Here is a 24,386-nt window from a genome sequence, read left to right as displayed (position 1 = left end):
AAACGAAAAAACCCCTCGCGGGTGCGAGAGGTCTGCGCGCGGGTCTGGGGCACGGTGTCCGCTGCCGTACGGGTCGTTCCACGGCAGTCGGTCACTGCGGACCGGCGCGCCTGCTGCCAATAATCATGACGAACGAGGGCACGGGGGAAGTCTCGCACAACCCGCCCCCCACGCCCCCTTCCGTCTCACGATGCGAAAACCCGCCGCTCAGACGGTCGACCCCGGTCCGCTCACACCTCGTGCAGGCCCTGCTCGCCGACCCGGGTGGCGAAGGACGCGGCGGTGCGCACCGGCGATCCCGGCTCGGTGACGACGGCGACCGTGCGGAAGTCCGCCCGTGCCTGCCGCTTGTCCAGCCGCACGGTCACATAGCCCCGGTGCCCGTTGTAGAACTTCATGTGCGGGTTGGCCGCCAGGTAGGTCTCCCAGTTGGAGGGCCGGTCCTCGCCGTCCTTGCCGCTGGTGACGGAGGTGGCCACGATCTCGGTCCCCACCGTGCGGGAGTCCTGGTCGCCGAAGTCCTGCTTGATGTCGTAGGCGTACCCCTTGTGCACGTCCCCGGTGAGCACCATCAGGTTCTCCACCCCGGCCGCCTCGGCGCCCGCCAGCAGCCGGTCGCGGGAGGCCGGGGCGCCGTCCCAGGCGTCCATGCTGACCTTGTAGGCGGACGTGCTGCTGCTGCGCCGCTCGGAGAAGGTGACCTGCTGCGAAACGAGGTTCCAGACGGCGTCCGAGCCGCGCCACCCGTCGATCAGCCAGCGCTCCTGCGCGGCGCCGACCATGGTGCGGGCCGGGTCCGTCGACTCCGGGCCCGGGTGGTGCCAGCCGTCGCCGTACGCCTGGTCCGAGCGGTACTGCCGGGTGTCGAGGATGTCGAACTGGGCCAGCCTGCCGAACCGCAGCCTGCGGTAGAGCCGCATGTCCGGGCCCCTGGGCCGCTGGGGGCGGCGCAGCGGCAGGTTCTCCCAGTACGCGCGGTAGGCGGCCGCCCGGCGCACCAGGAAGTCCTCCGAGGAGCCGCCGTCCTCGGGGACGTCGTCCGCGTAGTTGTTCTCCGTCTCGTGGTCGTCCCAGGTGACCACGAACGGGTGCGCCGCGTGCGCCGCCTGCAGATCGGGGTCCGACTTGTAGAGCGCGTACCGCAGCCGGTACTCCTCCAGCGAGACCGTCTCCCGGTCGAAGCGGGAGGGCAGCTCCCGGTCGGTGTACCCGCGGGCGCCGCCGTGCGCGTCGACGGCGTACTCGTACAGGTAGTCGCCGAGGTGGAGGACCAGGTCCACGTCCTCCTCGGCGAGGTGCCGGTGGGCGGTGAAGTAGCCGTGGTGGTACGCCTGGCAGGAGACGGCGGCCAGCCGCAGCTCGCCGATGTCGGCGCCGGGGGCCGGTGCCGTGCGGGTGCGGCCCACCGGGCTGAGCCACTTCCCCGCCCGGAAGCGGTAGTAGTACACGCGGTCGGCGCCCAGGCCCTCGGCCTCCACATGCACGGCATGGTTCAGCTCGGGGTGGGCGAGGGCCGCACCGCGGCGCACGACGCGGCGGAAGCGGCGGTCGTGCGCCAGCTCCCAGCGGACGGGGATCCGCGCCTTCGGCAGGCCGCTGCCGGGCTCGTAGGGCTCGGGAGCGAGGCGCGTCCACAGCACGACGGAGCCGGGCTGCGGGTCACCGGAGGCGACGCCCAGGGTGAAGGGGTCGGCGCGGACGGCGGTCCGCGCGTCCGCCTCGGCCGCCTGTGCGCTGCCGGGCAGGTCGGTGGTGAAGGCGAGCACCGCGGCGGCGCCCGTGACGGTCAGCAGGCGGCGGCGGCCCAGTGCCGCCGCCGCCCGTCTGATCTCCTGCTGGCTGTCCTGATCCTGCTGGGTCGTGCGGGGACGCGGCATCGTGGATCTCGGCCCTCCGGGAGGCGGTCGATGACACCGTCATGACAGCGCTGCCAAAAGGCCCTTCAGCTACGGAAGTTCGACCCCCGCATGTCAGGTACATGTACGTCAGGTCGGTTCCGGGCTTACCGTGACACGCCCCACGATGTCCGTGAGGACCTACCCCTCAGGAGCCGAGGGTGTGCATCCAGCCGTGCGTGTCCTCCGCCTGGCCGGTCTGGACCGCCAGCAGCGCCTCGCGCAGCCGCATCGTGATCTCACCGGCGCCCCCGTCGCCGACCTTCCACTCGCCACGCGCCGACTTCACCTGGCCGACCGGCGTGATCACCGCCGCGGTCCCGCAGGCGAACACCTCGCTGATCGAGCCGTCGGCGTTGCCCGCGCGCCACTCGTCGGTCGTCAGCCGCACCTCCCCCGTGGCATACCCGAGGTCGGCGGCGATCCGCAGCAGCGAGTCACGGGTGATGCCCGGGAGCAGCGTCCCGGTCAGCTCCGGGGTCACGATCCGCGCGTCGGCGCCGGAGCCCTGGACGAAGTAGAGGTTCATGCCGCCCATCTCCTCGACGTAGCGGCGCTCCACCGCGTCCAGCCAGACCACCTGGTCGCAGCCGTGCCCGGCGGCCTCCGCCTGGGCGACCAGCGAGGCGGCGTAGTTGCCCGCGCACTTGGCCTCGCCCGTCCCGCCCGGCGCCGCACGCACGTACTCCTCGGAGAGCCACACCGAGACGGGCTCGACACCGCCGGGGAAGTAGGCACCCGCCGGGGACGCGATGACCATGAACGTGTAGCGGTTCGCGGGCCGCACCCCCAGCCCGACCTCGGTGGCGAACAGGAACGGCCGCAGATAGAGCGACGCCTCGCCGCCGCCGGGCACCCACGCGCTGTCCTGCCCCACCAGCAGGTCGCACGCCTCGACGAAGGTCTCCACGGGCAGCTGGGGCATCGCCAGCCGGCGGGCGCTGCGCCGGAAGCGGCGGGCGTTGGCGTCCGGCCGGAAGACCTTCACCGAGCCGTCGGGCTGCCGGTACGCCTTCAGCCCCTCGAAGATCGACTGCGCGTAGTGCAGCGTCATGTTCGCCGGGTCGATCTCCAGCGGAGCGTAGGGCTGCAGCCGCGCATCGTGCCAGCCGCGGTCCTCGGTCCACTGGATGGTCACCATGTGGTCGGTGAAGTACCGCCCGAAACCGGGATTCGCCAGCACCGCCTCCCGCTCGGCGGTGCCGAGCGGCTCGGCGGTCGGTTCGAGGTCGAATGCGATACGGGGGGTCGTCATGTCCGCGTCCTTAGCTCGTGTCGTTGCGGACCCTGCGGCCGGGCTTCCCACCGGTACGGGCCTCCGGTGCGGCTGCCCTCGCGGCGCAGTCGCTCCGAGCACGCTGCCGCCCCGGCACCACCGCGCTCCACAGCGCGGTACCGGGGCTCGGGAGCAGCCTCCCGGCGCTGTCCACACTCCGATTATCGCGCGCCGGCCGAACACTTTCGGACAGGGGTGCGAGAAAGCGTGCAAGGGCGGCCCGTCCCGCCGCGACGGCGGGGCGGGCCGGATCAGGGGGCCGCGGCCTGCGGCAGCACTCCCCCCGGAATCCGGAGACAGCCGGTGCCGGGGGCGCCACGGACGGCTCAGTCGGCCACGCGGGCCGCGAGCGCGTCGCCGATCTCGTCGGTGGTGCGGACCGGAGCGGCGTCCCGCTCGGCGAGATCCGCGGTGACGGCCACCTCGACGCGGGCGGCCTCCGCCTCGTGGCCGAGGTGGCGCAGCAGCAGGGCGACGGACAGCACGGTGGCGGTCGGGTCGGCCTTTCCGCTGCCCGCGATGTCGGGCGCCGACCCGTGCACCGGCTCGAACATGGAGGGGAACTGCCGGGTGGGGTTGATGTTCCCCGAGGCCGCGAGCCCGATACCGCCGCTGACGGCGGCGGCGAGGTCGGTGATGATGTCGCCGAAGAGGTTGTCGGTGACGATCACGTCGAACCGCGCCGGATCGGTCACCATGAAGATCGTGGCCGCGTCGACGTGCAGATAGTCGGTCGTCACCTCGGGGTACTCGCGGCCGACCCGGTCGAAGGTGTCCTTCCACAGGTGGCCGGCGTGCACCAGCACGTTGTTCTTGTGCACCAGGGTGAGCTTCTTCCGCGGGCGCGCCTGCGCCCGGGCGTACGCGTCGCGCACGACCCGCTCCACACCGAACGCGGTGTTGACGCTGACCTCGTTGGCGACCTCGTGCGGGGTGCCCTTGCGGATGCTGCCGCCGTTGCCCACGTAGGGCCCCTCGGTTCCCTCGCGGACGACGACGAAGTCGATCTCCGGACGGCCCGCCAGCGGGGACTCGGTGTTCGGGAAGAGCGTGGAGGGACGCAGGTTGACGAAGTGGTCGAAGGCGAAGCGCAGCTTGAGCAGCAGCCCGCGCTCCAGCACCCCGGAGGGGACACCGGGGTCGCCGATGGCGCCGAGCAGGATCGCGTCGTGCCCCGCGAGCCGCTCCAGTTCCTCCTCGGTGAGAGTCTCCCCGGTGGCGTGCCAGCGTTTGGCACCGAGATCGTACTCGTGCGTCTCCAGGGCGACGTCCGGGGGGAGGACGGCGGTGAGGACCTTGAGGCCCTGGGCGACGACCTCCGGGCCGATTCCGTCTCCGGAGATCACTGCGAGGTCGATGGTGCGGTCCGTGCGGGAGGCCGTTCCTGAAGACATACGCCGGACACTACTCCCCGTCCCAGGCTGTGACATAAGGCTGTCCGTATGACGGACGACACCCGCGGTCGCACCGGCTGACGCACGCTGTTCAGCCGGCGTATCCGCCGCTGTCGCCCACCAGTTGGCCCCCGTGGGGACCCTGGCACCATGGCCGCGAACGACCTGCCCGACCTGGGCGTGCCCGCTCGGCTCGCCGCCCGCCTGAGCATGGCCGAGCAGCACGCCTACCTGCGCGAGAAGCTCGGCCGCCGCCCCCGTCCCGTGCTGCCGAACGGTCCGACCAGGCGCGGGGTGCTGCGCGGCGGCGGACTGCTGGCAGCCGGTGCGGCGGGCGCCGCGGGGCTGCGCGCGGACGCCGGGGTGCTGCGCGGCGGGAGCGCTCCCGGCGGCAGCACGGCGCTGCTGCCCCGGACCGCCGTGGACGGTGCGCTGGTCGCGCCGTTCGGCCGCCACCTGGCCTTCGGCGCCGACCCGGCCTCGCAGATGCGGATCTCCTGGCAGGTACCGCTCCCGGTCCGGCGCCCCTACCTGCGGGTGGGCACCGCACCGTGGGACCTGGGCGGCAGAGTGGCGGCGGAGGTCCGTGCGCTGTACACCCCGGCGCTGAGCAGCACGCTGCCGAGCGTCGAGCAGCTCCATCTGCACGTCGGCCTGGAGGGGCTGCGCCCGGGCACGACGTACTACTACGGCGTCGGCCACGACGGCTTCGACCCCGCGGCGCCCGCGCGGTCACACACCGTGGACTCCTTCACCACAGCCCCCGCCGACGGCACCCGGCCCTTCGTCTTCACCGCCTTCGGCGACCAGGGCGTCAGCCCCGGGGCGCGCACCGCCGGCCGGCTCCTGCTCGACCGGGACCCGGCCTTCCATCTGCACGCGGGCGACATCTGCTACGCCGACGGGACCGGGCACGGAGCGGACTCCGACCGCTACGACGCGCGGACGTGGGACCGCTTCCTCGCCCAGATCGAACCGGTGGCCCGCCGGGTGCCGTGGATGGTGACCACCGGCAACCACGACATGGAGGCCTGGTATTCGCCGGACGGCTACGGCGGTCAGACCGCGCGCTGGTCGCTGCCCGGCGACGGGCCCGACCCGGAGCGGGCGCCCGGCATCTACTCGTTCGTGTACGGGAACGTCGGCGTGCTGGCCCTGGACGCCAACGACGTCTCCTACGAGATCCCGGCCAACCGCGGCTGCACCGGCGGAGCGCAGACGCGGTGGCTGGAGCGGACGCTGGAGCGGCTGCGCGCCCACCGGGGCGTCGACTTCCTGGTCGTCTTCTTCCACCACTGCGCGTACTCGACCGCCACCCACGGCTCGGACGGCGGGGTACGGGAGAGGTGGGTGACGCTGTTCGAACGGCACCACGTCGACCTCGTGGTCAACGGGCACAATCACGTCTACGAGCGCACCGACCCGCTGCGCGGCGGCAGACCCACCCGCGCGCTGCGGAGCGGCGGGACCACCGACCCGGACGCGGACGGGACCGTGTACGTCACGGCGGGCGGGGGCGGGCGCGAGCTGTACGGCTTCCGGGCACCGGACAGCCACGAGGGGCACGTCCGGGAGCGGGACAGCGTGCCGGGAATCCGCTGGACCGGGGAGCGGACCGCCGAACGGGACCGCGTGGAGTGGTCCCGGGTCCGCTACACCGGGTTCTCCTTCCTCGCGGTGGAGTCCCGCCCCGGGCCTCGGCCGGCACTCTCGGTGACGGCATTGGCGCACTCGGGGCGGCGCATCGACCACTTCGCGGTGCGCCGCAGCTGAGGCTCCCGCCGCGGCCGGGAACCGTCCCCGCGGAGGGCCGCGGAGCACGGACCCGGCCGGACGGCGACACGGCAGGCGCTCGGCCCGCGCCGCTCGGCGGCGGTCGCTCAGCGGCGGTCGAAGGCGCGCTGGAGGGCCTCGGCTGCCTTGCGGCGGTCCTCCTCGCGGAGGCGGGCCGCGGCACGGGAGCGGCGGACGCGGGAGGCGGGGACGTGGGTGGCTGTGGGCGTGGCCATGGGAATGCAACTCCTTCTGCACGGCGTGGAACGCAAGACGCGAGGAGAGATCTGCCGGACAGCCAACGGTGCGGGGACAACCGGTGCGGCAGGGATCACCTGCCGGAGACGCACGGTGTCGCATCCGCGAAGCGCTCGGTCGAGCGGGACGATCGGCTTCCTACAACGATAGGAGCCGGAGCCCGTGATGTCTCGCCAAATAGTTGGGCTTCCTACTATCTGAGACGAGCCCCACACCGGGCCCGCCGCCACGGGCCCGGGGAAAGCCCGGGAAGGCCGGGGGAAAGCCGGGGAACGAGCGGAAAATGAGCCGGGCCCGGCCCCCTCCGTACGGGCGGAGAAGGGGGCCGGGCCCTCATCGCACAGGGGCCACGGGGGCGTCAGCCCATGTGCGGGTACCGGTAGTCGGTCGGCGCGACCTGGGTCTCCTTGATCGCGCGCGGCGAGGACCAGCGGATCAGGTTGAACTTCGAGCCGGCCTTGTCGTTGGTGCCCGAGGCCCGCGCACCGCCGAACGGCTGCTGGCCGACGATGGAACCGGTGGGCCGGTCGTTGAGGTAGAAGTTGCCCGCGGCGAACCGCAGCTTCTCCGAGGCGGCGGCCAGCACCGCACGGTCCTTGGCCAGCACGGCACCGGTCAGCGCGTACGCCGAGGCCGACTCCATCTGGTCCAGCATCGCGTCCCAGTTCTCGTCCTCGTAGACGTGGACCGCGATGATCGGGCCGAAGTACTCGGCCTTGAAGACCTCGTTCTCCGGGTCGGAGCAGACGATGACGGTCGGCGAGACGAAGTAGCCGGTGCTGTCGTCACAGCTGCCGCCGACCAGGATCTCGCAGGACGGATCGGCCGCGGCGCGGTCGATGGCGGCCTTGTTCTTGGCGAAGGCCCGGTCGTCGATGACGGCGCCGATGAAGTGCGACAGGTCCGTCACATCGCCCATGGACAGCCCCCGCACCTCGGTGGCCAGGTCGTCCTTGAAGCCGCTCTCCCACAGGGAGCGGGGCAGGTAGGCGCGGGATGCGGCGGAGCACTTCTGGCCCTGGTACTCGAAGGCGCCCCGGGTGATGGCGGTCTTGAGCACGGCCGGGTCGGCCGAGGGGTGGGCGACGATGAAGTCCTTGCCGCCGGTCTCGCCGACGATACGCGGGTAGGACTTGTAGTTCGTGATGTTCTCGCCGACGGACTTCCACAGATGCTGGAAGGTGGCGGTCGAGCCGGTGAAGTGCACGCCGGCCAGGTCCGGGTGCGGCAGTGCGACCTCGGACACCTCCTTGCCGTCGCCGGTCACCAGGTTGATGACGCCCTTGGGCAGCCCGGCCTCCTCCAGCAGCTCCATGAGCAGCACGGCGGAGTGCGTCTGGGTGGGGGACGGCTTCCAGACGACCACGTTGCCCATCAGCGCCGGGGCCGTGGGCAGGTTGCCCGCGATCGCGGTGAAGTTGAACGGCGTGATCGCGTAGACGAAGCCCTCCAGCGGGCGGTGGTCCATGCGGTTCCAGATCCCGTTGGGCTGGACCAGCGGCTGCTCGGTCATCAGCTCACGGGCGAAGTGCACGTTGAAGCGCCAGAAGTCGATCAGCTCGCAGGGCGCGTCGATCTCGGCCTGCTGCGCGGTCTTGGACTGGCCCAGCATGGTGGAGGCGGCGATCGTCTCGCGCCAGGGGCCGGAGAGCAGCTCGGCGGCCTTGAGGATGATCGCGGCCCGGTCGTCGAAGGACAGCGCACGCCAGGCCGGGGCCGCGGCGAGCGCCGCGTCGACGGCGTCCTGCGCGTCCTGCCGGGTGGCGGTCGCGTAGGTGCCCAGGACCTTCCGGTGGTTGTGCGGCTGGACGACGTCGACACGCTCGCCGCCGCCCATCCGCTTGACGCCGTCGATCGTCATCGGCAGCTCGCGCGGGCTGTCGCCCAGCTCCTTGAGTTTGGCCTCCAGGCGCGCGCGCTCGGGGCTGCCGGGCGCGTAGGTGTGCACCGGCTCGTTGTACGGGGCGGGGACCTGGGTCACAGCGTCCACGGTTGCTCCTCGGGTCGTGGTTCGGACGGTCGGTGGGGGCGCCGGTCGGGTGCCCGGATGCGGTGTTCTCAGTTGCGGGTGGCGAGCGAGCGCAGGAAGAAGCCCATGTTCGCGGGGCGCTCCGCCAGCCGCCGCATGAAGTATCCGTACCAGTCGGTGCCGTACGGAACGTAGACGCGCATCCGGTGCCCGTTCGCGACCAGCCGCTCGTGCTCGGCCGCGCGGATCCCGTAGAGCATCTGGAACTCGTACTCGTCCCGCTTTCGACCGTAACGCTCGGCCAGGTTCTGGGCGATGGCCACCATGCGGGGATCGTGGGAGCCCACCATCGGGTAGCCCTCACCGGCCATCAGGATCTTCAGACAGCGCACGTACGCCCGGTCGACCTCGTGCTTGTCCTGGTAGGCGACCTCGGCGGGCTCCTTGTAGGCGCCCTTGACCAGCCGGACCCGGGAGCCCTCGCCCGCGAGCGCGTGGCAGTCCTCCTCGGTACGGAAGAGGTACGACTGGACCACGGCACCGGTACCGGGGAAGCGCTCGCGCAGCTGCGAGAGGATCGCGAGCGTCGAGTCGACGGTGGTGTGGTCCTCCATGTCGAGGGTGACGGTCGTCCCGGCGGCGGCAGCGGCCTCGACGACGGGCAGCACGTTGTCGTGCGCCAGGTCGTGCCCGCCCGGGAGCGCCTGGCCGAAGGCCGAGAGCTTGACCGACATCTCGGCCTGCTCCGCGAGCCCGGCGGCGGCCAGCGCTTCGGTCAGCGCGAGGTAGGCGTCGCGGTTACGGAGAGCTTCCGACCGGTCGGTGATGTCCTCGCCCAGGTGGTCGATGGTCACCTGCATGCCGCGCGCGGCCAGCGCCGCGACGGAGTCCAGACACGGATCGAGCCGCTCGCCTGCCACGAACCGGTCCACCATCGGGCGGGTCACCGGAGCGGCCGAGACGAGGCGGCGAATGCTGTCGCTGCGCGCGGCGGCGAGGAGCACGGGTCCCAGCACGGGGCACCTCCACGAAGTCTTCTTGCGGGTGGCTCGGTGGCGCACGCGCAGCGGAGGCGTGACGCGGAAGCCACCTAGAAGTTAAGGATCGCGCCACCGCGGGGGCCATCGACAGGTGTCACGCGTCCGTGGTCCGGCTCTCAGACAGATGTATGAGAATGGACCGGCGGGCACGCGGACCGCCGCGGCGAGCGCCGACGGCACGGCCGCGAGTGACAGACGGCACGGCGCGAGGCACAGGAGGCCACGACATGCGCGAGGACTATCAGGCGCTGATCGACGAGGTCTCGCAGTTGCTGGGCACCCCGGCCACGCTGGAGAGCCGGGACTTCTCGCTGATCGCCTTCGGGGCGCACGAGGGCGGTGCCGACGGCGACGAGGGGCAGGACGGTGGCCCCGCGCTGGACCCGGTGCGCACCCGCACCATCCTCCAGCGCCGCTCCACCCCCGCCGTGCGCGCCTTCTTCGAGAGCTACGGCATCGCCCGGGCGAGCGGCCCGGTGCGCATCCCTCCCCCGGTCTCCGGCCAGGAGGTCCCGCCGGACCCGGCAGCGGGCCTGGTGCACGGCCGGATCTGCCTGCCGGTGCGCGACCGGGGCGTCGTGCACGGCTACATCTGGCTGCTGGACGACGGGGCGCTGGAGCTCACCGACCCGCGGCTGGCCGCGGCGATGGCGGTCGCCGAGCGCACCGGCGCCCAGCTGGCCGCCGACTCCCGCGCCGAGGAACAGACCGGGGAACTGCTGCACGCGGCCCTGGCCGAGCGCGGCGGGGCCGCACGGGACGAGGCGGTCGCCGGACTGCGGACGGCACTGGGCGAGACCGCGTACGGGCCACTGGTGCTGGTGGCGGTGCTGCCCTGGCCGGAGGAGGACGCGACCGCGGTCCGCGGACCGCTCCCGGCCGCCCTCCCCCGGCTCGCGGCCCAGTGCGTGCGGGACGGGACGCTGGCCGCGCTCGTGCGGCTGCGCACTCCGCACGGCCTGGAGGCGGCCCGGTCGGCGGCCGACCGGCTGCTGCGCGCGCCGGGCCGGACCGGGAGCGCGGACCCGGCCAGCGGGGCTCCGGCTCCGACCGCCGGGCTGAGCAGCCCGCGCAGCGGACTGTCGGACCTGTCGACGGCCTGGTACGAGGCCCGCGCCGCGGCCCGCGCCGCGGCGGCCGAACCCCGGCCGGGCGCACTGGCCGAGTGGGACGCCATCGGGCCCTACCGGATGCTCACCGGCATCCCCCGCACCGCGGGCACCGCACCCGATCCCGCTGTGCAGGACCTCCTGCGCGCCACCCACCACGAGCTGGCCCGCACCGCCGAGGTCTACCTCGACTGCGCGGGCCAGGCGGGCCGCGCCGCCGCCGCGCTCGGCATCCACCGGCAGACCCTCTACTACCGTCTCTCCCGGGTCGAGCGCCTCACCGGCCTGGATCTGGACGAGGGCGAGGACCGCCTGCTGCTGCACATGGCGCTCAAGGCCGCCCGGCTGTGACCGCCCGCCGGACCCGCCGCCTCGCCGCCTCGCCGCCGCTGACGACAGCCGCCAGGAGGTCATCCGGGGGCGACTGCGCGGCCGGGGGCGGCGGCAGCTCCGGCGCCGCCCGGGGCAGATCGCGGTCCGGACGGCGGAGGGCCGCACGCGGTCTCCGTGCGGCCCCTTCCGCTGTGCCTGCGTGGGCCCCTCGTGGGGCCCCGCGTCACTCGGTCAGGTTGACCGCCCGGGCGTGGGTGGCACCCACCTCGTCGGCGATCTCGGAGAGGGCCGCGGCGCCGATGGTGCCGTCGACGGTCAGCGCGACGAGCGCCTCGCCGCCCTCCTCGGCGCGGGAGACCTGCATGCCCGCGATGTTGACACCCGACTCGCCCAGGACGCGGCCGACGGTGCCGACGACACCGGGCCGGTCGCTGTAGCGCAGGAACGCCATGTGGTCGGCGACCGCGAGGTCCACACCGTGCTCGTTGATGGCGACGAGCTTCTGGAGGTGCTTGGGGCCGGACAGCGTGCCGGAAGCCGAGACCTCCTCGCCGCCCGCGAGGGTGCCCCGCACGGTCACCACGTTGCGGTGCTCGGCGGACTCGCTGGAGGTCGTCAGCCGCACCTCGACCCCGCGCTCCTGGGCGAACAGGGGTGCGTTGACATAGCTGACCGTGTCGTCCACCACGTCCTCGAACACGCCCTTGAGCGCGGACAGCTCCAGCACCTTGACGTCGTGCTGGGTGATCTCGCCGTACACCTCCACATCCAGCCGGACGGCGACCTCGCCGGCCAGCGCGGTGAAGATGCGGCCCAGGTTCTCGGCGAGCGGCAGCGCCGGGCGCACGTCCTCGGCGATCACCCCGCCCTGCACGTTGACCGCGTCCGGCACCAGCTCGCCCGCCAGGGCCAGCCGCACCGACTTGGCGACCGCGATACCGGCCTTCTCCTGCGCCTCACCGGTGGAGGCGCCCAGGTGCGGGGTGCACACGACCTGGTCGAAGGCGAAGAGCGGGGAGTCGGTGCACGGCTCGGAGGCGTACACGTCCAGCCCCGCGCCCGCGACCCGGCCCTCCTTGATCGCCGCCGCCAGCGCCTCCTCGTCGACGATGCCGCCGCGTGCCGCGTTGACCACGCGCACGTTCGGCTTGACCTTGTGCAGCGCCTCGTCCCCGATGAGTCCGAGGGTCTCCGGGGTCTTGGGCAGGTGCACGGTGATGAAGTCCGAGACGGCCAGCAGCTCGTCCAGCGAGAGCAGCTTGACGCCCATCTGCGCGGCCCGCGCCGGCTGCACGAACGGGTCGTAGGCGACGACCTTCATCCCGAACGCCGACATCCGCTGGGCCACCAGCACACCGATCCGGCCCAGGCCGACCACGCCGAGCGTCTTCTCGCTCAGCTCCACGCCGGTGTACTTGCTGCGCTTCCACTCGCCGTTCTTGAGCGCCGTGTTGGCCTGCGGAATGTTCCGGGCCGTGGCGATGAGCAGGCCGCAGGCCAGTTCGGCCGCGGTGACGATGTTGGAGGTGGGGGCGTTGACCACCATCACGCCCGCCTTGGTGGCGGCGGGCACGTCCACGTTGTCGAGTCCGACTCCGGCGCGGGCGACCACCTTGAGCTTGTGCGCCGCGGCCACGGCCTCGGCGTCGATCTTGGTGGCGGAGCGGACGAGAACGGCGTCCACATCGGCGAGAGCGGGGAGGAGTTCGCCCCGGTCGGCGCCGTCACACTGCCGGATCTCGAAATCCGGCCCCAGCGCTTCGACGGTCGCGGGCGACAGCTCTTCGGCGATGAGTACTACGGGCTTGCTCACGTGGTCTCCAAATTCTTGGGACGGCGCGTTTCCCTGCGGGGCGGGAGGAGCAGACGCACGACGCTGTGAGCCTGTGGACCCGCAGTCTATCGAGGGCACCGCCCCGATGTGGCCGATCGGTCCACACCGCCTGCGGGGCGGGCCTCCGCCCCTGAGCGTGCCCTCGGGGCCGCGGAACGGAACACCCGGCGCCTGCGGCGGTACGGGTTCGGGTGGATTCCGGCGGATTCCGCTCCGGGCGGGCGCACCCGGCACCCGCCCCGGCGCGCTGCGCGTCCGCGCCCGGGGGTCCGTGCGGAACCCCGGGCGCGGACGTGCCCGCCCCGGCCGCGGGTGCGCTCCGGTTCCGCGGAGCGCGGGCGCGGCCGGGACGGCTGCTCAGCGCCGGACGAGGGTCACTTCTCCTCGTCGACCCAGCTCATCAGGGAGCGCAGGTTCTTGCCCGTGGTGGCCAGCAGGCTGTCCTCGTCGGCCTTCTTGTACTCGTTGTACCGGGGCAGACCGGCGTTGTACTCGGCCATCCAGTTCTTCGCGAAGGAGCCGTCCTGGATGTCGCCGAGGATCTTCTTCATCTCGGCCCGCGTCTGGTCGTTGATCACCCGCGGACCCGAGACGTAGTCGCCCCACTCGGCGGTCTCGGAGACGGACCAGCGCATCTTCTCCAGACCGCCCTCGTACATGAGGTCCACGATCAGCTTCAGCTCGTGGAGGCACTCGAAGTAGGCGATCTCCGGCTGGTAGCCGGCCTCGACCAGGGTGTCGAAGCCCGCCTTGACCAGCGCGGCCGTACCGCCGCAGAGGACGGCCTGCTCGCCGAAGAGGTCGGTCTCGGTCTCCTCGGTGAAGGTGGTCTTGATGACGCCCGCGCGGGTGCCGCCGATGGCCTTGGCGTAGGACAGCGCCAGCGCGAAGGCGCCGCCGCTCGCGTCCTGCTCCACGGCCGCGATGCACGGCACGCCGCGGCCCTCCTCGTACTGGCGGCGGACCAGGTGGCCCGGGCCCTTCGGGGCGACCATGCAGACGTCCACCGAGGCCGGGGGCTTGATGAAGTCGTAGCGGATGTTCAGGCCGTGGCCGAAGAAGAGCGCGTCGCCGTCCTCGATGTGGGGGGCGATGGACTCCTCGTAGACCTTGGCCTGGAGCGGGTCCGGGACCAGGACCATGACCACGTTCGCTTCCCGGACCGCCTCGTCCGGCGTGGTCACCCGCAGGCCCTGCTCCTCGGCCCTGGCCCGCGACTTCGAGCCCTCGTGCAGGCCGACCCGGACGTCGACGCCCGAGTCGCGCAGGGACAGCGCGTGGGCGTGGCCCTGGCTGCCGTATCCGAGGACCGCGACCTTGCGGCCCTGGATGATGGACAGATCGGCGTCGTCGTCGTAGAACAGCTCGGCCACTTGGGGTTTCTCCTTGTGCTGATGATGGGTGCTGCCCAACCTATGACGGCCGGGCGGGCGGAGGGTTCGGGGGCGGGGTCAGGCCGTGCGCTCCAGCGCACGCAGGCTCCGGTCGGTGATGGAGCGGGCGCCGCGCCCTATGGCGATGGTGCCGGACTGCACCAGTTCCTTGATGCCGTACGGCTCCAGCATCCTCAGCATCGCCTCCAGCTTGTCGGCGCTGCCGGTGGCCTCGATGGTGACGGCCTCCGGGGAGACGTCGACGGTCTTGGCGCGGAACAGCTGGACGATCTCCACGATCTGGGAGCGGGTCTCGCCCTCCGCGCGGACCTTCACCAGGACGAGTTCGCGCTGCACCGCGGAGGCGGGTTCCAGCTCGACGATCTTGAGGACGTTGACCAGCTTGTTGAGCTGCTTGGTGACCTGCTCCAGCGGCAGGTCCTCGACGTTCACCACGATGGTGATGCGCGAGATGTCGGGGTGCTCGGTGACGCCCACCGCGAGGGAGTCGATGTTGAAGCCGCGGCGGGAGAAGAGCGAGGCGATCCTGGCCAGGATGCCGGGGGTGTTCTCCACCAGCACGGAGAGCGTGTGCTTGGACATCGTTCGGTGCCTTCCGTTTCCTGTTCCTGGTCAGTCGTCGCTGTCGCCGAAGTCGGGGCGGACCCCGCGGGCCGCCATGACCTCGTCGTTGGAGGTGCCCGCCGCCACCATCGGCCAGACCATGGCGTCCTCGTGGACGATGAAGTCCACGACGACGGGCCGGTCGTTGATGGCATTCGCCTTCTCGATGACCGCATCGAGCTGGGCGGGGTCCTCGCAGCGGATGCCGACGCAGCCCATGGCCTCGGCGAGCTTCACGAAGTCGGGCACGCGGGTGCCCCGGCCGGGCTCGCCCTCCTCGCTGCTGTGCAGGACGGTGTTGGAGTACCGCTGGTTGTAGAAGAGGGTCTGCCACTGGCGGACCATGCCCAGCGCTCCGTTGTTGATGATCGCCACCTTGATCGGCGCGCCGTTGAGGGCGGCGGTGACCAGCTCCTGGTTGGTCATCTGGAAGCAGCCGTCGCCGTCGATCGCCCACACCGCGCGGTCGGGCATTCCGACCTTGGCGCCCAGCGCCGCCGGGACCGCGTAGCCCATGGTGCCCAGTCCGCCCGAGTTGAGCCAGGTGGCGGGCCGGTCGTAGGTGACGAAGTGGGCCGCCCACATCTGGTGCTGGCCGACGCCCGCGGCGAAGATGGTGCCCTCGGGTGCCAGTTCCCCGATCCGCTGGATGACCTGCTGCGGAGCCAGCGAACCGTCCTCGGGCAGGTCGTAGCCCAGCGGGTAGGTCGTGCGCCAGCGGTCCAGCAGCGTCCACCAGTCGGCATAGCGGTCGCCGTGCCGGTCGGGGTGCTCGGCCGCCTCGGCCTGGAGGGCGACGACGAGATCGGCCAGCACCTCGCGGGCGTCCCCGACGATCGGCACGTCCGCCGCGCGGTTCTTGCCGATCTCGGCGGGGTCGATGTCCGCGTGGACGATCTTGGCGTGCGGGGCGAAGGAGTCCAGCTTTCCGGTGACCCGGTCGTCGAAGCGGGCGCCGAGCGCGATGATCAGGTCGGCCTTCTGCAGCGCCGTGACGGCCGCGACGGTGCCGTGCATCCCCGGCATCCCCAGGTGCTGGGGATGACTGTCGGGGAAGGCGCCGATGCCCATCAGCGTGGTGGTGACCGGGGTGCCGGTCAGCTCGGCGAGCACCTTCAGCTCCGCCGTGGCACCGGCCTTCAGGACGCCGCCGCCGACGTAGAGCACCGGGCGGCGGGCGTCGGCCAGCAGCTTGGCGGCCTCCCGGATCTGCTTGCCGTGCGGCTTGGTCACCGGGCGGTAACCGGGCAGCTCGGTGGTGGGCGGCCACTGGAAGGCGGTCTCCCGCTGGAGCGCGTCCTTGGCGATGTCGACCAGCACCGGGCCCGGACGGCCGGTGGAGGCGATGTGGAACGCCTCGGCGATCGTCCTGGGGATGTCGTCGGCGTCCTTGACCAGGAAGTTGTGCTTGGTGACCGGCATCGAGATGCCGCAGATGTCGGCCTCCTGGAAGCCGTCCGTACCGATCAGGGAGGTGGCGACCTGCCCCGTGATGGCGACCAGCGGCACGGAGTCCATGTGGGCGTCGGCGAGCGGGGTGACCAGGTTGGTGGCCCCGGGCCCCGAGGTGGCCATGCAGACGCCGACCTTGCCGGTGGCCTGCGCATAGCCGGTGGCGGCGTGCCCGGCCCCCTGCTCGTGCCGGACCAGGACGTGCTGGACCCGGGAGGAGTCCATCATCGGGTCGTAGGCGGGCAGGATGGCGCCGCCGGGGATGCCGAATACGGTGTCGGCGCCGACTTCCTCGAGAGCACGGATGAGGGACTGGGCGCCCGTGATGCGGGGGGCTGCCTGGGCCGGCACGGAGTTGGACTGTCCGCTGTTGCGGGCCCGCGGCTGCGGTTTCGGGGCCCCGGTGGCCTGATCGGTCATCGGCTTATCTCTTCTCGGAGAGTGAGGGTTGACGCTCGTTTTGGGCGGTTTCTTCGGTTCACCGCTGGTTCGTGCTCAGGTGCTGGTGCAACAAAAAACCCCCCGTGCCGTGAGGCAAGCGAGGGGAGCGCGCCGCTGGTGGACGCGGGATCGGTGGGTCCCGCGGTCAGCCGACGCGCTGTCCAAGTACGAGAATTCGGGTGCGCATGGCACTGACCCTCTCCCCGTCAAGCCCCGAGTGTCAAGTGAGTGGGACGGCCGTCTCAGCATTCGGGCGAGGCGGTCAGTGCGCCAGCGGATCCGCCGCACCCTCCTGCCTCACCGGCAGCGCCCCCGCGCCGCGTGCCAGGGGCACCGTCGCCGGCACGGTGACGGTCGCGTCCCGGCCCTCCGGATGCTCCTCGCCGTACCCGGAGGCCCCGCCGCTGCGGGTGGACTCCGGGACCGCGTAGACCCCGCGGGCCAGCGCGGTGCGCAGCCGGTGCTCGTCCAGCGGACCGGAGAAGACCGCCCCCTGCCCGTGGGTGCAGCCCATCTCGCGCAGCAGCGTGGCCTGCTCCGGCAGGTCGACCGCCTCCGCGACGGTGGTCAGCCCCAGGTCCCCGGCGATCCGCAGCAGCCCGGAGGTGATCTTGCGCTGCCGGGTGGACTCCAGGATCCCGTCCGTCAGCCCCCGGTCCAGCCGCAGGATGTCCACCGGCAGCCTGCGCAGCGCGGAGATCGCCGCATAGCCGCTGCCGAAGCCGTCCAGCGAGATCAGCACCCCGAGCCGGCGCAGCGCCGTCAGCCGCCGCTCCAGCTCGTCCAGCGGGATCCGCGGATCGCTGTCCGACAGCTCCAGGATCAGCGCACCCGGCGCCCCCGGCACCCCCGCGTTGGCCGCCGGGGCGCCCAGGGCGGTACCGCCGGTGGGGCCCGGTGCCGCCGCGAGACCGTGCCGGGCCAGCAGGGCGCCGATGCTGCGCGGCTCCATCCCCGGCTCGGTCAGCCGCCGCGCGGGCAGCCGCACGGTCACCGGGGCGCCGTACCCGGCGCGCTGGCGGGCGGCGGCCTGCTGCACCGCTTCCTCCAGCAGCCACCGGCTCACCTCGGCGGCCCGCTCGCCGCCGGCCCCGCGCGCCTCCCGGGCGGAGGCGCCCTCGGTGCGCAGGAACTCCGCCGGCGTGAACAGGATCCCCTGGGCCGACCGCCAGCGGGCCTCGGCCGCGACCGCGGTGATCTTGCCACTGGCCAGCTCGACGATCGGCTGGTGCAGCAGCGCGAACTCGCCGTCGTGCAGCGCGCTGCGCAGCCGCGCCGCCAGCTCGGCCCGCTTGACCACCTCGGCCTGCATCTGCGGCGCGTACAGCTCCACCCGGCCCTTGCCCGCCTGCTTGGCGCGGTACATCGCCAGATCGGCGTTCCGCATCAGGGAACCGGGCGTGATGCCGGGCTCGGCGAAGGCGATGCCGATGGAGGCGGCGACCCGCAGCTCCGTGCCCTCGACGCGGTACGGGTCGGAGAGCGTGACCCGCAGCCGGTCGGCGATGTCGTGGATGCGCAGCTCGCGTTCGGCGTCCGGCATCCGCCCCGGCTCGCCGTCGCCGCGGATGAGGACGGCGAACTCGTCGCCGCCCAGCCGGGCCGCGGTGTCGCCGGAACGCACGGAGTCGTGCAACCGCCGTGCCGCCTGCACCAGGAGTTCGTCGCCCGCCTGGTGGCCGACGGTGTCGTTGACCGCCTTGAAGCCGTCCAGGTCGATGAAGAGCACGGCGGTACCGCAGTCGCCCCCGCGGCGACCGCCGATGGCCTGCCGGACCCGCTCGGTGAACAGCGCCCGGTTGGGCAGGTCGGTGAGGGCGTCGTGGGAGGCGTTGTGCTGCAACTGCGCCTGCAGCCGCACCCGCTCGGTGACGTCCCGGCTGTTGAAGATCAGCCCGCCCTGGTAGCGGTTGACCGTGGACTCGACGTTCAGCCAGTGCCCGTCGCCGTGCCGGAAGCGGCACTCGACGCGGGTGCTGGACTCCCGGTCGGCGGAGGTCGCCAGGAAGCGGCGCAGTTCGTGGTTCACCTGGCCCAGGTCCTCGGGGTGCACCAGGGAGGAGAGCTCGCAGCCCACCATGTCCTCGGCGCTGCGCCCGTAGACCCCGGCCGCGGCGGGTGAGACGTAGCGGAGCGTGCCCGCCGCCGCGGTGATCATGATGACGTCGCTGGAACCCTGGACCAGGGAGCGGAAGTGGTTCTCCTTCTGCGCCAGCTCCCTGGTCAGCGTGATGTTGTCCAGCAGCATGATGCCCTGGCGCAGCACCAGCGCGAGGACGACCGTGCAGCCGGTGTAGAGGACGACGCGGTCGATGTCCCGGCCGTCGACCGAGTTGTAGAGGATGCCCAGGGTGCACACGGCCGCCGCCAGGTAGGGGGTCAGCGCGCTGAGCGAGCCCGAGATGGGGCGGCTCGGGTTGGTGGCCCGGGCCTCGGCCTGCCGGTCGGTGGCGGCCAGCGGCTGCTGCGCGGCGGTGGAGGCCGCCTCCCCGTCGCTCCTGCGCGCCCGGCCGACCCAGGGCGCGTAGGCCAGGAGCAGCGAGCCGGCGAACCACCCGGCGTCCAGCAGCTGCCCCGAGGAGTAGTGCTCACGCAGCATCGGGGAGGTGAACAGCGCGTCGCACAGCACCGTGAGGGCGAGCGCGCCGATGGCGGTGTTGATGGCGCTGCGGTGCGCCGAGGAGCGCCGGAAGTGCAGCGCGAGCACCATGCTGACCAGCACGATGTCGAGCAGCGGATAGGCCAGGTTGAGCGCGGCCCTGGCGACCGAGTCGCCCTGCCAGTAGGCCGTGTGGGCCAGGGCGAGCGACCAGGAGAGGGTCAGCAGCGAGCCGCCGATGAGCCAGGCGTCGAGGCTGAGGCAGACCCAGCCGGCCCGGGTCACCGGGCGCTTGGCGAGCACCAGCAGCCCGACGATGGCCGGCGGGGCGAACAGCAGGAAGCAGAAGTCGGCGAGCGAGGGGCGCGGCACCGCCTGGTGCAGCACCAGTTCGTACCAGCCCCACACCGCGTTGCCGAACCCCGCCATCAGCGAGGAGACGCCGAAGAGCACCCAGGCCGGGCGGCTGGCCTCCAGGCGGGCGCGGGCGGGGGCCGACAGATGGCCGGCCGCCTCCCGCCGCTGGATGCGCGCATACCACAGGCACGAGCCGCCGGCCAGCAGCGCGGCGGCGCTGAGTCCGAAGTCGCCCATGAGGACGGCGACCGTCTCGGATCCCCAGCCGAAGGCCGCGCCGACGGCGTAGGCGGCGCAGACCAGGATGAGGGCGAGCTGCGGCAGCAGGGTGCCGCGGCCGCCGCTGCCGGAGTCTCCTCCGTCGCGCGGCCGGGCGGTGGGCGGCAGCGTCGGTGTCGCCGCCCGGGCCCGTGGCGCGGTCTGCGACGGGCGGGGCGCCGACGCCGGCCGGGTGTGCCGCCGCTGCCGCGGGTGCGGCGGATACGCGGGGAGCGGCGCGGGCGGCGGTGCCTCGCTCCGGGCGGTGCCGTCGGGGCGGGCGGTCTGGGTGCCGGTCCAGCACGGGCCCCGCCTGGGGGCCGCTTCGTGGGTGGTCATCGCGCCACCCGTGGAGACGGGGGTCGCGTTGCCGCGCCCGTCCGGCCGTTCCGGGACAGCTGCGCCGGAGCCCCGCAACGCGGGGGTTCCGCTGGAGAGTTGGAATGTCCGCGGGCGCCGTCCCCGCGGCCCGCACGGCAATTCGTCCGTTGATCGTACATTCGCCCGTCGCCCCCCTCGTGTCCGGGTTTCGCCCCCCGATCGGGACGATACACCAGGTTCGTCACTCAGGGACATAGTCCCAATACAGACCGTAACCATAAGAGGGAAGCTCGGTACAGGGTGCAGTCGTACGGATCCGTAGCGTTGCCTCTCGCGGCCTCGGGGGGTTTACCGGCCCTACGCCACGGCCACCGTGTTCGCCAGCTCCTCACCGGCCGCCCAGCGCCTCAGTTGCGACGCGAGCAGTCGTCTCGCGCGGGGGTGGTAGGCGGAAGTCGGCCCTCCGAGATGCGGAGTGATCAGCACACCGGGCACCCGCCACAGCGGATGGTCCTGCGGGAGGGGTTCCGGGTCGGTGACGTCCAGCGCAGCCCGCAGCCGCCCCGGAACGCCGTCCTCCGCACCCGGGGCCGAGGCCGGGGTCCCGGTCTCGGCGAGCAGCGCGGCGGTGTCCACCACGGCCCCGCGCGCGACGTTGACCAGCAGCGCCCCGTCCTTCATCCGGGCGAGGAAGTCCGCGTCCACCAGGCCGCGGGTCTGCTCGGTGAGCGGGGTCGCCAATATCACGACATCCGCCTGCGGCAGCAGTTCACCGATCTCGCCCAGCGGCCGCACCGGCCCCAGCGGTGCCTGCCGCGCGGAGCGGGCGACCCGGTGCACGGCGGCGACCTCGAAGGGCAGCAGCCGCCGCTCGACGGCCTCGCCCACCGCGCCGTACCCGACGATGAGCACCGTGCGGTCCGCGAGCGCCGGGTGGAAGGCGGACCGCCAGACGCCGCGGTCCTGGGCGCGGACGGATCCGGGCAGGTCGCGCAGGGATCCGAGGGTGAGTGCGAGGGCCAGCTCGGCGGTGCTCGCGTCGTGCACGCCGCGGGCGTTGCACACGCGCGTCCCGGTGGGGAGGCGCGGGATGGCGGGCGCGATGTGGTCGATCCCCGCGGTGAGGGTCTGGACGACCCGCACCCCCGTCATCCGCGCGAGCGGCCGTACGGCGACCTCGGCACGCACGGAATAGGGGACGACGTAGAAGGCGCAGTCGGCAGGGTCCGCCGGGAACTCCTGCTCTCCGGTCCAGTACCGGTACGTCAGGTTGTCGGGAAGGCCCTCGACGCTCTCCGGCGGGAGCGCGAGCCAGATCTCCTTCGCATCGGCCATGGGGAGAGACTAGTCGGACCGCGCCGGCGGTTCCGGGGCACCTCCCGTCCGGAGTCGGGGGCACGGCCGGGAAACGCAGGGAAACGCAGGGAAACGCAGGGGATGCAGGCGAACGCCGGGAGAGCGGACGGACTCGGCGGACCGGGCGGAACGGACGGACCTCGGGGGGAAGCTGTGGTGGGAGCGAACGTGTGTGGCGCCGGAGGCAACCGTTACGTTGGGAGCCGTCCGGGAGGGAGCGGGTACCAGGTGGAGCGCAGGACAATCGGTGCGGCGGCGCTCGGCGTGGGCGCCGTTGGCCTCGGATGCATGCCGATGAGCTGGGCCTATTCCACTTCCGAGCAGCGCGGCGACAGCTCGCTGCGCGCGGTGCACACCGCACTGGACGCGGGGATGTCGCTGCTGGACACGGCCGACATGTACGGCCCCTTCACCAACGAGCTGCTGATCGGGCGCGCGCTCAAGGAGCGGCGCGCGGAGGCGTTCGTCTCCACCAAGTGCGGACTGCTCGTGGGCGAGCAGCACATCGTCGCGAACGGCCGCCCCGGCTATGTGCGGCGCGCCTGCGACTCCTCGCTGCGCAGGCTGCAGACCGACGTGATCGACCTCTACCAGCTGCACCGGGCCGACCCCGAGGTACCGATCGAGGAGACCTGGGGCGCGATGGCCGAGCTGGTGACGGCGGGCAAGGTACGCGCGCTGGGCTTCTGCGCCGTGGGCGCCCGCGCCGATCGCCGCGCGGACGCGGGTATCCACGACGGGACCATACGGCAGCTCGAACGCGTCCAGCAGGTGTTCCCGGTCAGCGGGGTGCAGGCCGAGCTGTCGGTCTGGTCCCGCGAGGCGCTGGAGACCCTGCTGCCCTGGTGCGAGGCGCGCGGTGTGGGGTTCCTGGCCGCCATGCCGCTGGGCAACGGCTACCTGAGCGGCGCGCTCACCACCGGGGGCGGCTTCGAGCCGGACGACGTGCGCGCCCGGCACCCCCGCTTCACCGCCGACATGATGGCCGCCAACCAGCCCATCGTGGCCGGGCTGCGCCGGGTGGCCCGACGGCACGGCAACGCCACCCCGGCGCAGGTCGGCCTGGCCTGGGTGCTCGCACAGGGCCGGCACGTGATCCCGGTGCCGGGCACCAAGAAGGCGCACTGGGCCGCCGAGAACGCCCGCGCCGCCGGACTGGCGCTCACCGCCGAGGACCTGGCCGAGGTCGACGGACTCCCCGCCGCGCAGGGTTCCTGGGACTGACCCGGCGGGCGGCTCCGGCGCCCGGCGGAGAATCCGGCGGACGACCGCGCCTCGGCGGCGCGGCCGGGGGAGGATGTGGTCCCCTGGGGAGTCCGCCTGTCGAGCACCGGCCGAGGACTGACCGAGGACCCTTCCGGGGACGCCGGTCGGGAACGCCGGCCGGGGACGCCGATCGAGAACGAGGAGCCGAAACGTGCGAGGTACGGCAGGTTTGCGCGTCGTCGCGGTCTGCGCGCTGGCGCTGAGCGCGGGATGTTCCGGCGGGGGCGACGGCGGGGACGAGCCCTCGGGAGCGCGGAGCAGCACCGCCGCGGCGCCCTCGCCGAGCGCCGCTCCCGCCAAGGGTTCGGTGAAGGTGGTCAAGACGCTCACGACGGGGCTGGAGTCGCCCTGGGGGCTGGCCCCGCTGCCCGGCGGGGACCTGCTCGTCTCCTCGCGGGACACCGGCAAGATCCTGCGCATCGACGGCGACAGCGGCAGAAAGACCGAGGTGGGCACCGTTCCCGGGGTGGAGCCGGGCGGCGAGGGCGGGCTGCTGGGACTGGCCGTCCCGCCGGACGGGGCGGAAGCCGGGAAGATGGTCTACGCCTACTTCACCTCCGCCTCCGACAACCGGATCGTGCGGATGCTCTACGACCCCGCCAAGGAGCCCGGCGACCAGCTCGGAGCGCCGGACACCATCCTCAAGGGCATCCCCAAGGGACGGATCCACAACGGCGGGCGGATCGCGTTCGGCCCGGACAAGATGCTCTACGCCGGAACCGGTGAGTCCGGCGACGGTGGACTCGCGCAGGACAAGAAGTCGCTGGGCGGCAAGATCCTGCGGATGACGCCCGAGGGCGAACCCGCGGGGCACGGCAGCCCCGACCCGGACTCGGTCGTCTACTCCTGGGGGCACCGCAATGTGCAGGGTCTGGACTGGGACCGCGGCAAGCGGCTGTGGGCCTCCGAGTTCGGGCAGGACACCTGGGACGAACTCAATCTGATCGAGCCGGGCGGAAACTACGGCTGGCCGGACGCCGAGGGCAGGAGTGACGACAAGAGGTTCGAGAACCCGGTCGAGCAGTGGCGCACGGACGAGGCGTCCCCCAGCGGACTGGCCGTCGCCGCGGGGTCGGTGTGGATGGCGGGGCTGCGCGGGGAGCGGCTGTGGCGGATCCCGCTCGAGGGCGGGGAACCCGCCGCCGCCCCCCAGGCGTTCCTGAAGGGGAAGTACGGGCGGCTCCGGACGGTGGTCGCCGACCGCGGCAGCGGTGGCGGCCACGGACTCTGGCTGGTCACGAGCGAGACGGACGGACGCGGCTCGCCGGAGAAGGGGGACGACCGCATCCTGCGACTCGAGGTGCATTGAGGATGGTCAGATGTTCAACCTGATGCAGGAGCTGTTCTCACCGGGCAGCAAGCACACGGACGACGAGCAGCGGCGGCTGGAGCACACCCGGGTCCAGGAGGGCGTCGGCGACCCCGGAAAGGGGCCCATCGACCTGTCCTCCGGCCGGG

At 72.7% G+C, this 24,386-nt stretch carries 16 protein-coding genes and 1 pseudogene; 5 read left to right on the top strand and 12 right to left on the bottom strand.

Annotated features, from left to right (window positions below; translation table 11 throughout):
- Positions 1 to 230: 230 nt before the first annotated feature.
- From A949_RS0109460 to A949_RS0109450, 3 genes are all read right to left on the bottom strand, one after another.
- Entirely contained in the window at positions 231 to 1,877 is a 1,647-nt protein-coding gene (locus A949_RS0109460; protein ID WP_019355769.1) for an alkaline phosphatase D family protein, read from the bottom strand.
- A 166-nt stretch (positions 1,878 to 2,043) separates the two neighbouring features.
- Entirely contained in the window at positions 2,044 to 3,150 is a 1,107-nt protein-coding gene (locus tag A949_RS0109455; RefSeq protein WP_019355768.1) for a branched-chain amino acid aminotransferase, read from the bottom strand.
- Positions 3,151 to 3,497: 347 nt separating this feature from the next.
- On the bottom strand, positions 3,498 to 4,565 hold the full coding sequence (locus A949_RS0109450) for a 3-isopropylmalate dehydrogenase (RefSeq protein ID WP_019355767.1): 1,068 nt from the start codon (positions 4,563 to 4,565) through the stop codon (positions 3,498 to 3,500).
- Positions 4,566 to 4,715: 150 nt separating this feature from the next.
- Here A949_RS0109450 and A949_RS0109445 point away from each other — a divergent pair, with 150 nt between their 5' ends.
- Positions 4,716 to 6,338, top strand: coding sequence for a purple acid phosphatase family protein (locus A949_RS0109445; RefSeq protein WP_019355766.1), 1,623 nt, complete (start codon positions 4,716 to 4,718; stop codon positions 6,336 to 6,338).
- Positions 6,339 to 6,445: 107 nt separating this feature from the next.
- On the opposite strand, the gene A949_RS39500 is transcribed toward A949_RS0109445, so the two are convergent.
- From A949_RS39500 to A949_RS0109430, 3 genes are all read right to left on the bottom strand, one after another.
- Positions 6,446 to 6,574 carry a hypothetical protein gene (locus A949_RS39500; protein WP_019355765.1) on the bottom strand — a complete coding sequence of 43 codons (129 nt, stop codon included), beginning with the start codon at positions 6,572 to 6,574 and terminating at the stop codon, positions 6,446 to 6,448.
- A gap of 380 nt (positions 6,575 to 6,954) precedes the next feature.
- Positions 6,955 to 8,586, bottom strand: coding sequence for an L-glutamate gamma-semialdehyde dehydrogenase (gene pruA / locus A949_RS0109435; RefSeq protein WP_019355764.1), 1,632 nt, complete (start codon positions 8,584 to 8,586; stop codon positions 6,955 to 6,957).
- 68 nt (positions 8,587 to 8,654) lie between these two features.
- Positions 8,655 to 9,581 carry a proline dehydrogenase family protein gene (locus A949_RS0109430; protein WP_019355763.1) on the bottom strand — a complete coding sequence of 309 codons (927 nt, stop codon included), beginning with the start codon at positions 9,579 to 9,581 and terminating at the stop codon, positions 8,655 to 8,657.
- 251 nt (positions 9,582 to 9,832) lie between these two features.
- Between A949_RS0109430 and A949_RS0109425 the strand changes: the two genes are divergently transcribed.
- Positions 9,833 to 11,065, top strand: coding sequence for a PucR family transcriptional regulator (locus A949_RS0109425; RefSeq protein WP_019355762.1), 1,233 nt, complete (start codon positions 9,833 to 9,835; stop codon positions 11,063 to 11,065).
- A gap of 205 nt (positions 11,066 to 11,270) precedes the next feature.
- On the opposite strand, the gene serA is transcribed toward A949_RS0109425, so the two are convergent.
- The 6 genes from serA to A949_RS0109395 all read right to left on the bottom strand — a co-directional run bounded on the left by serA (position 11,271) and on the right by A949_RS0109395 (position 21,641).
- Positions 11,271 to 12,860, bottom strand: a complete 1,590-nt coding sequence (gene serA / locus A949_RS0109420; protein ID WP_019355761.1) for a phosphoglycerate dehydrogenase — start codon at positions 12,858 to 12,860, stop codon at positions 11,271 to 11,273.
- Between the two features lie 395 nt (positions 12,861 to 13,255).
- A complete protein-coding gene (ilvC, locus tag A949_RS0109415; protein WP_019355760.1) occupies positions 13,256 to 14,254 on the bottom strand; it encodes a ketol-acid reductoisomerase in 999 nt (332 codons plus the stop codon).
- Positions 14,255 to 14,332: 78 nt separating this feature from the next.
- On the bottom strand, positions 14,333 to 14,857 hold the full coding sequence (gene ilvN, locus A949_RS0109410; protein WP_019355759.1) for an acetolactate synthase small subunit: 525 nt from the start codon (positions 14,855 to 14,857) through the stop codon (positions 14,333 to 14,335).
- A gap of 30 nt (positions 14,858 to 14,887) precedes the next feature.
- Entirely contained in the window at positions 14,888 to 16,750 is a 1,863-nt protein-coding gene (locus A949_RS0109405) for an acetolactate synthase large subunit (RefSeq protein WP_019355758.1), read from the bottom strand.
- Positions 16,751 to 17,033: 283 nt separating this feature from the next.
- Positions 17,034 to 20,324: a putative bifunctional diguanylate cyclase/phosphodiesterase gene (locus tag A949_RS0109400; RefSeq protein ID WP_237735782.1), complete on the bottom strand. Its 3,291-nt coding sequence runs from the start codon at positions 20,322 to 20,324 to the stop codon at positions 17,034 to 17,036.
- A gap of 339 nt (positions 20,325 to 20,663) precedes the next feature.
- Positions 20,664 to 21,641, bottom strand: coding sequence for a 2-hydroxyacid dehydrogenase (locus A949_RS0109395; RefSeq protein ID WP_019355756.1), 978 nt, complete (start codon positions 21,639 to 21,641; stop codon positions 20,664 to 20,666).
- A gap of 249 nt (positions 21,642 to 21,890) precedes the next feature.
- Here A949_RS0109395 and A949_RS0109390 point away from each other — a divergent pair, with 249 nt between their 5' ends.
- From A949_RS0109390 to A949_RS38965, 3 genes and pseudogenes are all read left to right on the top strand, one after another.
- Positions 21,891 to 22,886, top strand: coding sequence for an aldo/keto reductase (locus A949_RS0109390; RefSeq protein WP_078533983.1), 996 nt, complete (start codon positions 21,891 to 21,893; stop codon positions 22,884 to 22,886).
- A 193-nt stretch (positions 22,887 to 23,079) separates the two neighbouring features.
- Entirely contained in the window at positions 23,080 to 24,237 is a 1,158-nt protein-coding gene (locus tag A949_RS0109385; protein ID WP_106428779.1) for a PQQ-dependent sugar dehydrogenase, read from the top strand.
- Positions 24,238 to 24,247: 10 nt separating this feature from the next.
- Positions 24,248 to 24,334 (top strand): annotated as a pseudogene (locus A949_RS38965) (DUF6191 domain-containing protein); the annotation flags it as partial.
- Positions 24,335 to 24,386: the final 52 nt, after the last annotated feature.

The organism is Streptomyces sp. AA1529 (assembly GCF_000280905.1).
In the GTDB taxonomy this organism is placed as follows: domain Bacteria; phylum Actinomycetota; class Actinomycetes; order Streptomycetales; family Streptomycetaceae; genus Streptomyces.
Note: the sequence above shows the minus strand (reverse complement) of the source record. Positions and strands in the feature narration are given on the sequence as shown.

Bases quoted from the DNA above. Each gene is read 5' to 3' on its own strand.
- A949_RS0109445 (WP_019355766.1), top strand. From the start codon at position 4,716: ATGGCCGCGAACGACCTGCCCGACCTGGGCGTGCCCGCTCGGCTCGCC.
- A949_RS0109455 (WP_019355768.1), bottom strand. From the start codon at position 3,150: ATGACGACCCCCCGTATCGCATTCGACCTCGAACCGACCGCCGAGCCG.
- A949_RS0109405 (WP_019355758.1), bottom strand. From the start codon at position 16,750: ATGACCGATCAGGCCACCGGGGCCCCGAAACCGCAGCCGCGGGCCCGC.
- A949_RS0109460 (WP_019355769.1), bottom strand. From the start codon at position 1,877: ATGCCGCGTCCCCGCACGACCCAGCAGGATCAGGACAGCCAGCAGGAG.
- ilvN (WP_019355759.1), bottom strand. From the start codon at position 14,857: ATGTCCAAGCACACGCTCTCCGTGCTGGTGGAGAACACCCCCGGCATC.
- A949_RS0109395 (WP_019355756.1), bottom strand. From the start codon at position 21,641: ATGGCCGATGCGAAGGAGATCTGGCTCGCGCTCCCGCCGGAGAGCGTC.
- A949_RS0109450 (WP_019355767.1), bottom strand. From the start codon at position 4,565: ATGTCTTCAGGAACGGCCTCCCGCACGGACCGCACCATCGACCTCGCA.
- A949_RS0109425 (WP_019355762.1), top strand. From the start codon at position 9,833: ATGCGCGAGGACTATCAGGCGCTGATCGACGAGGTCTCGCAGTTGCTG.
- A949_RS39500 (WP_019355765.1), bottom strand. From the start codon at position 6,574: ATGGCCACGCCCACAGCCACCCACGTCCCCGCCTCCCGCGTCCGCCGC.
- A949_RS0109400 (WP_237735782.1), bottom strand. From the start codon at position 20,324: ATGACCACCCACGAAGCGGCCCCCAGGCGGGGCCCGTGCTGGACCGGC.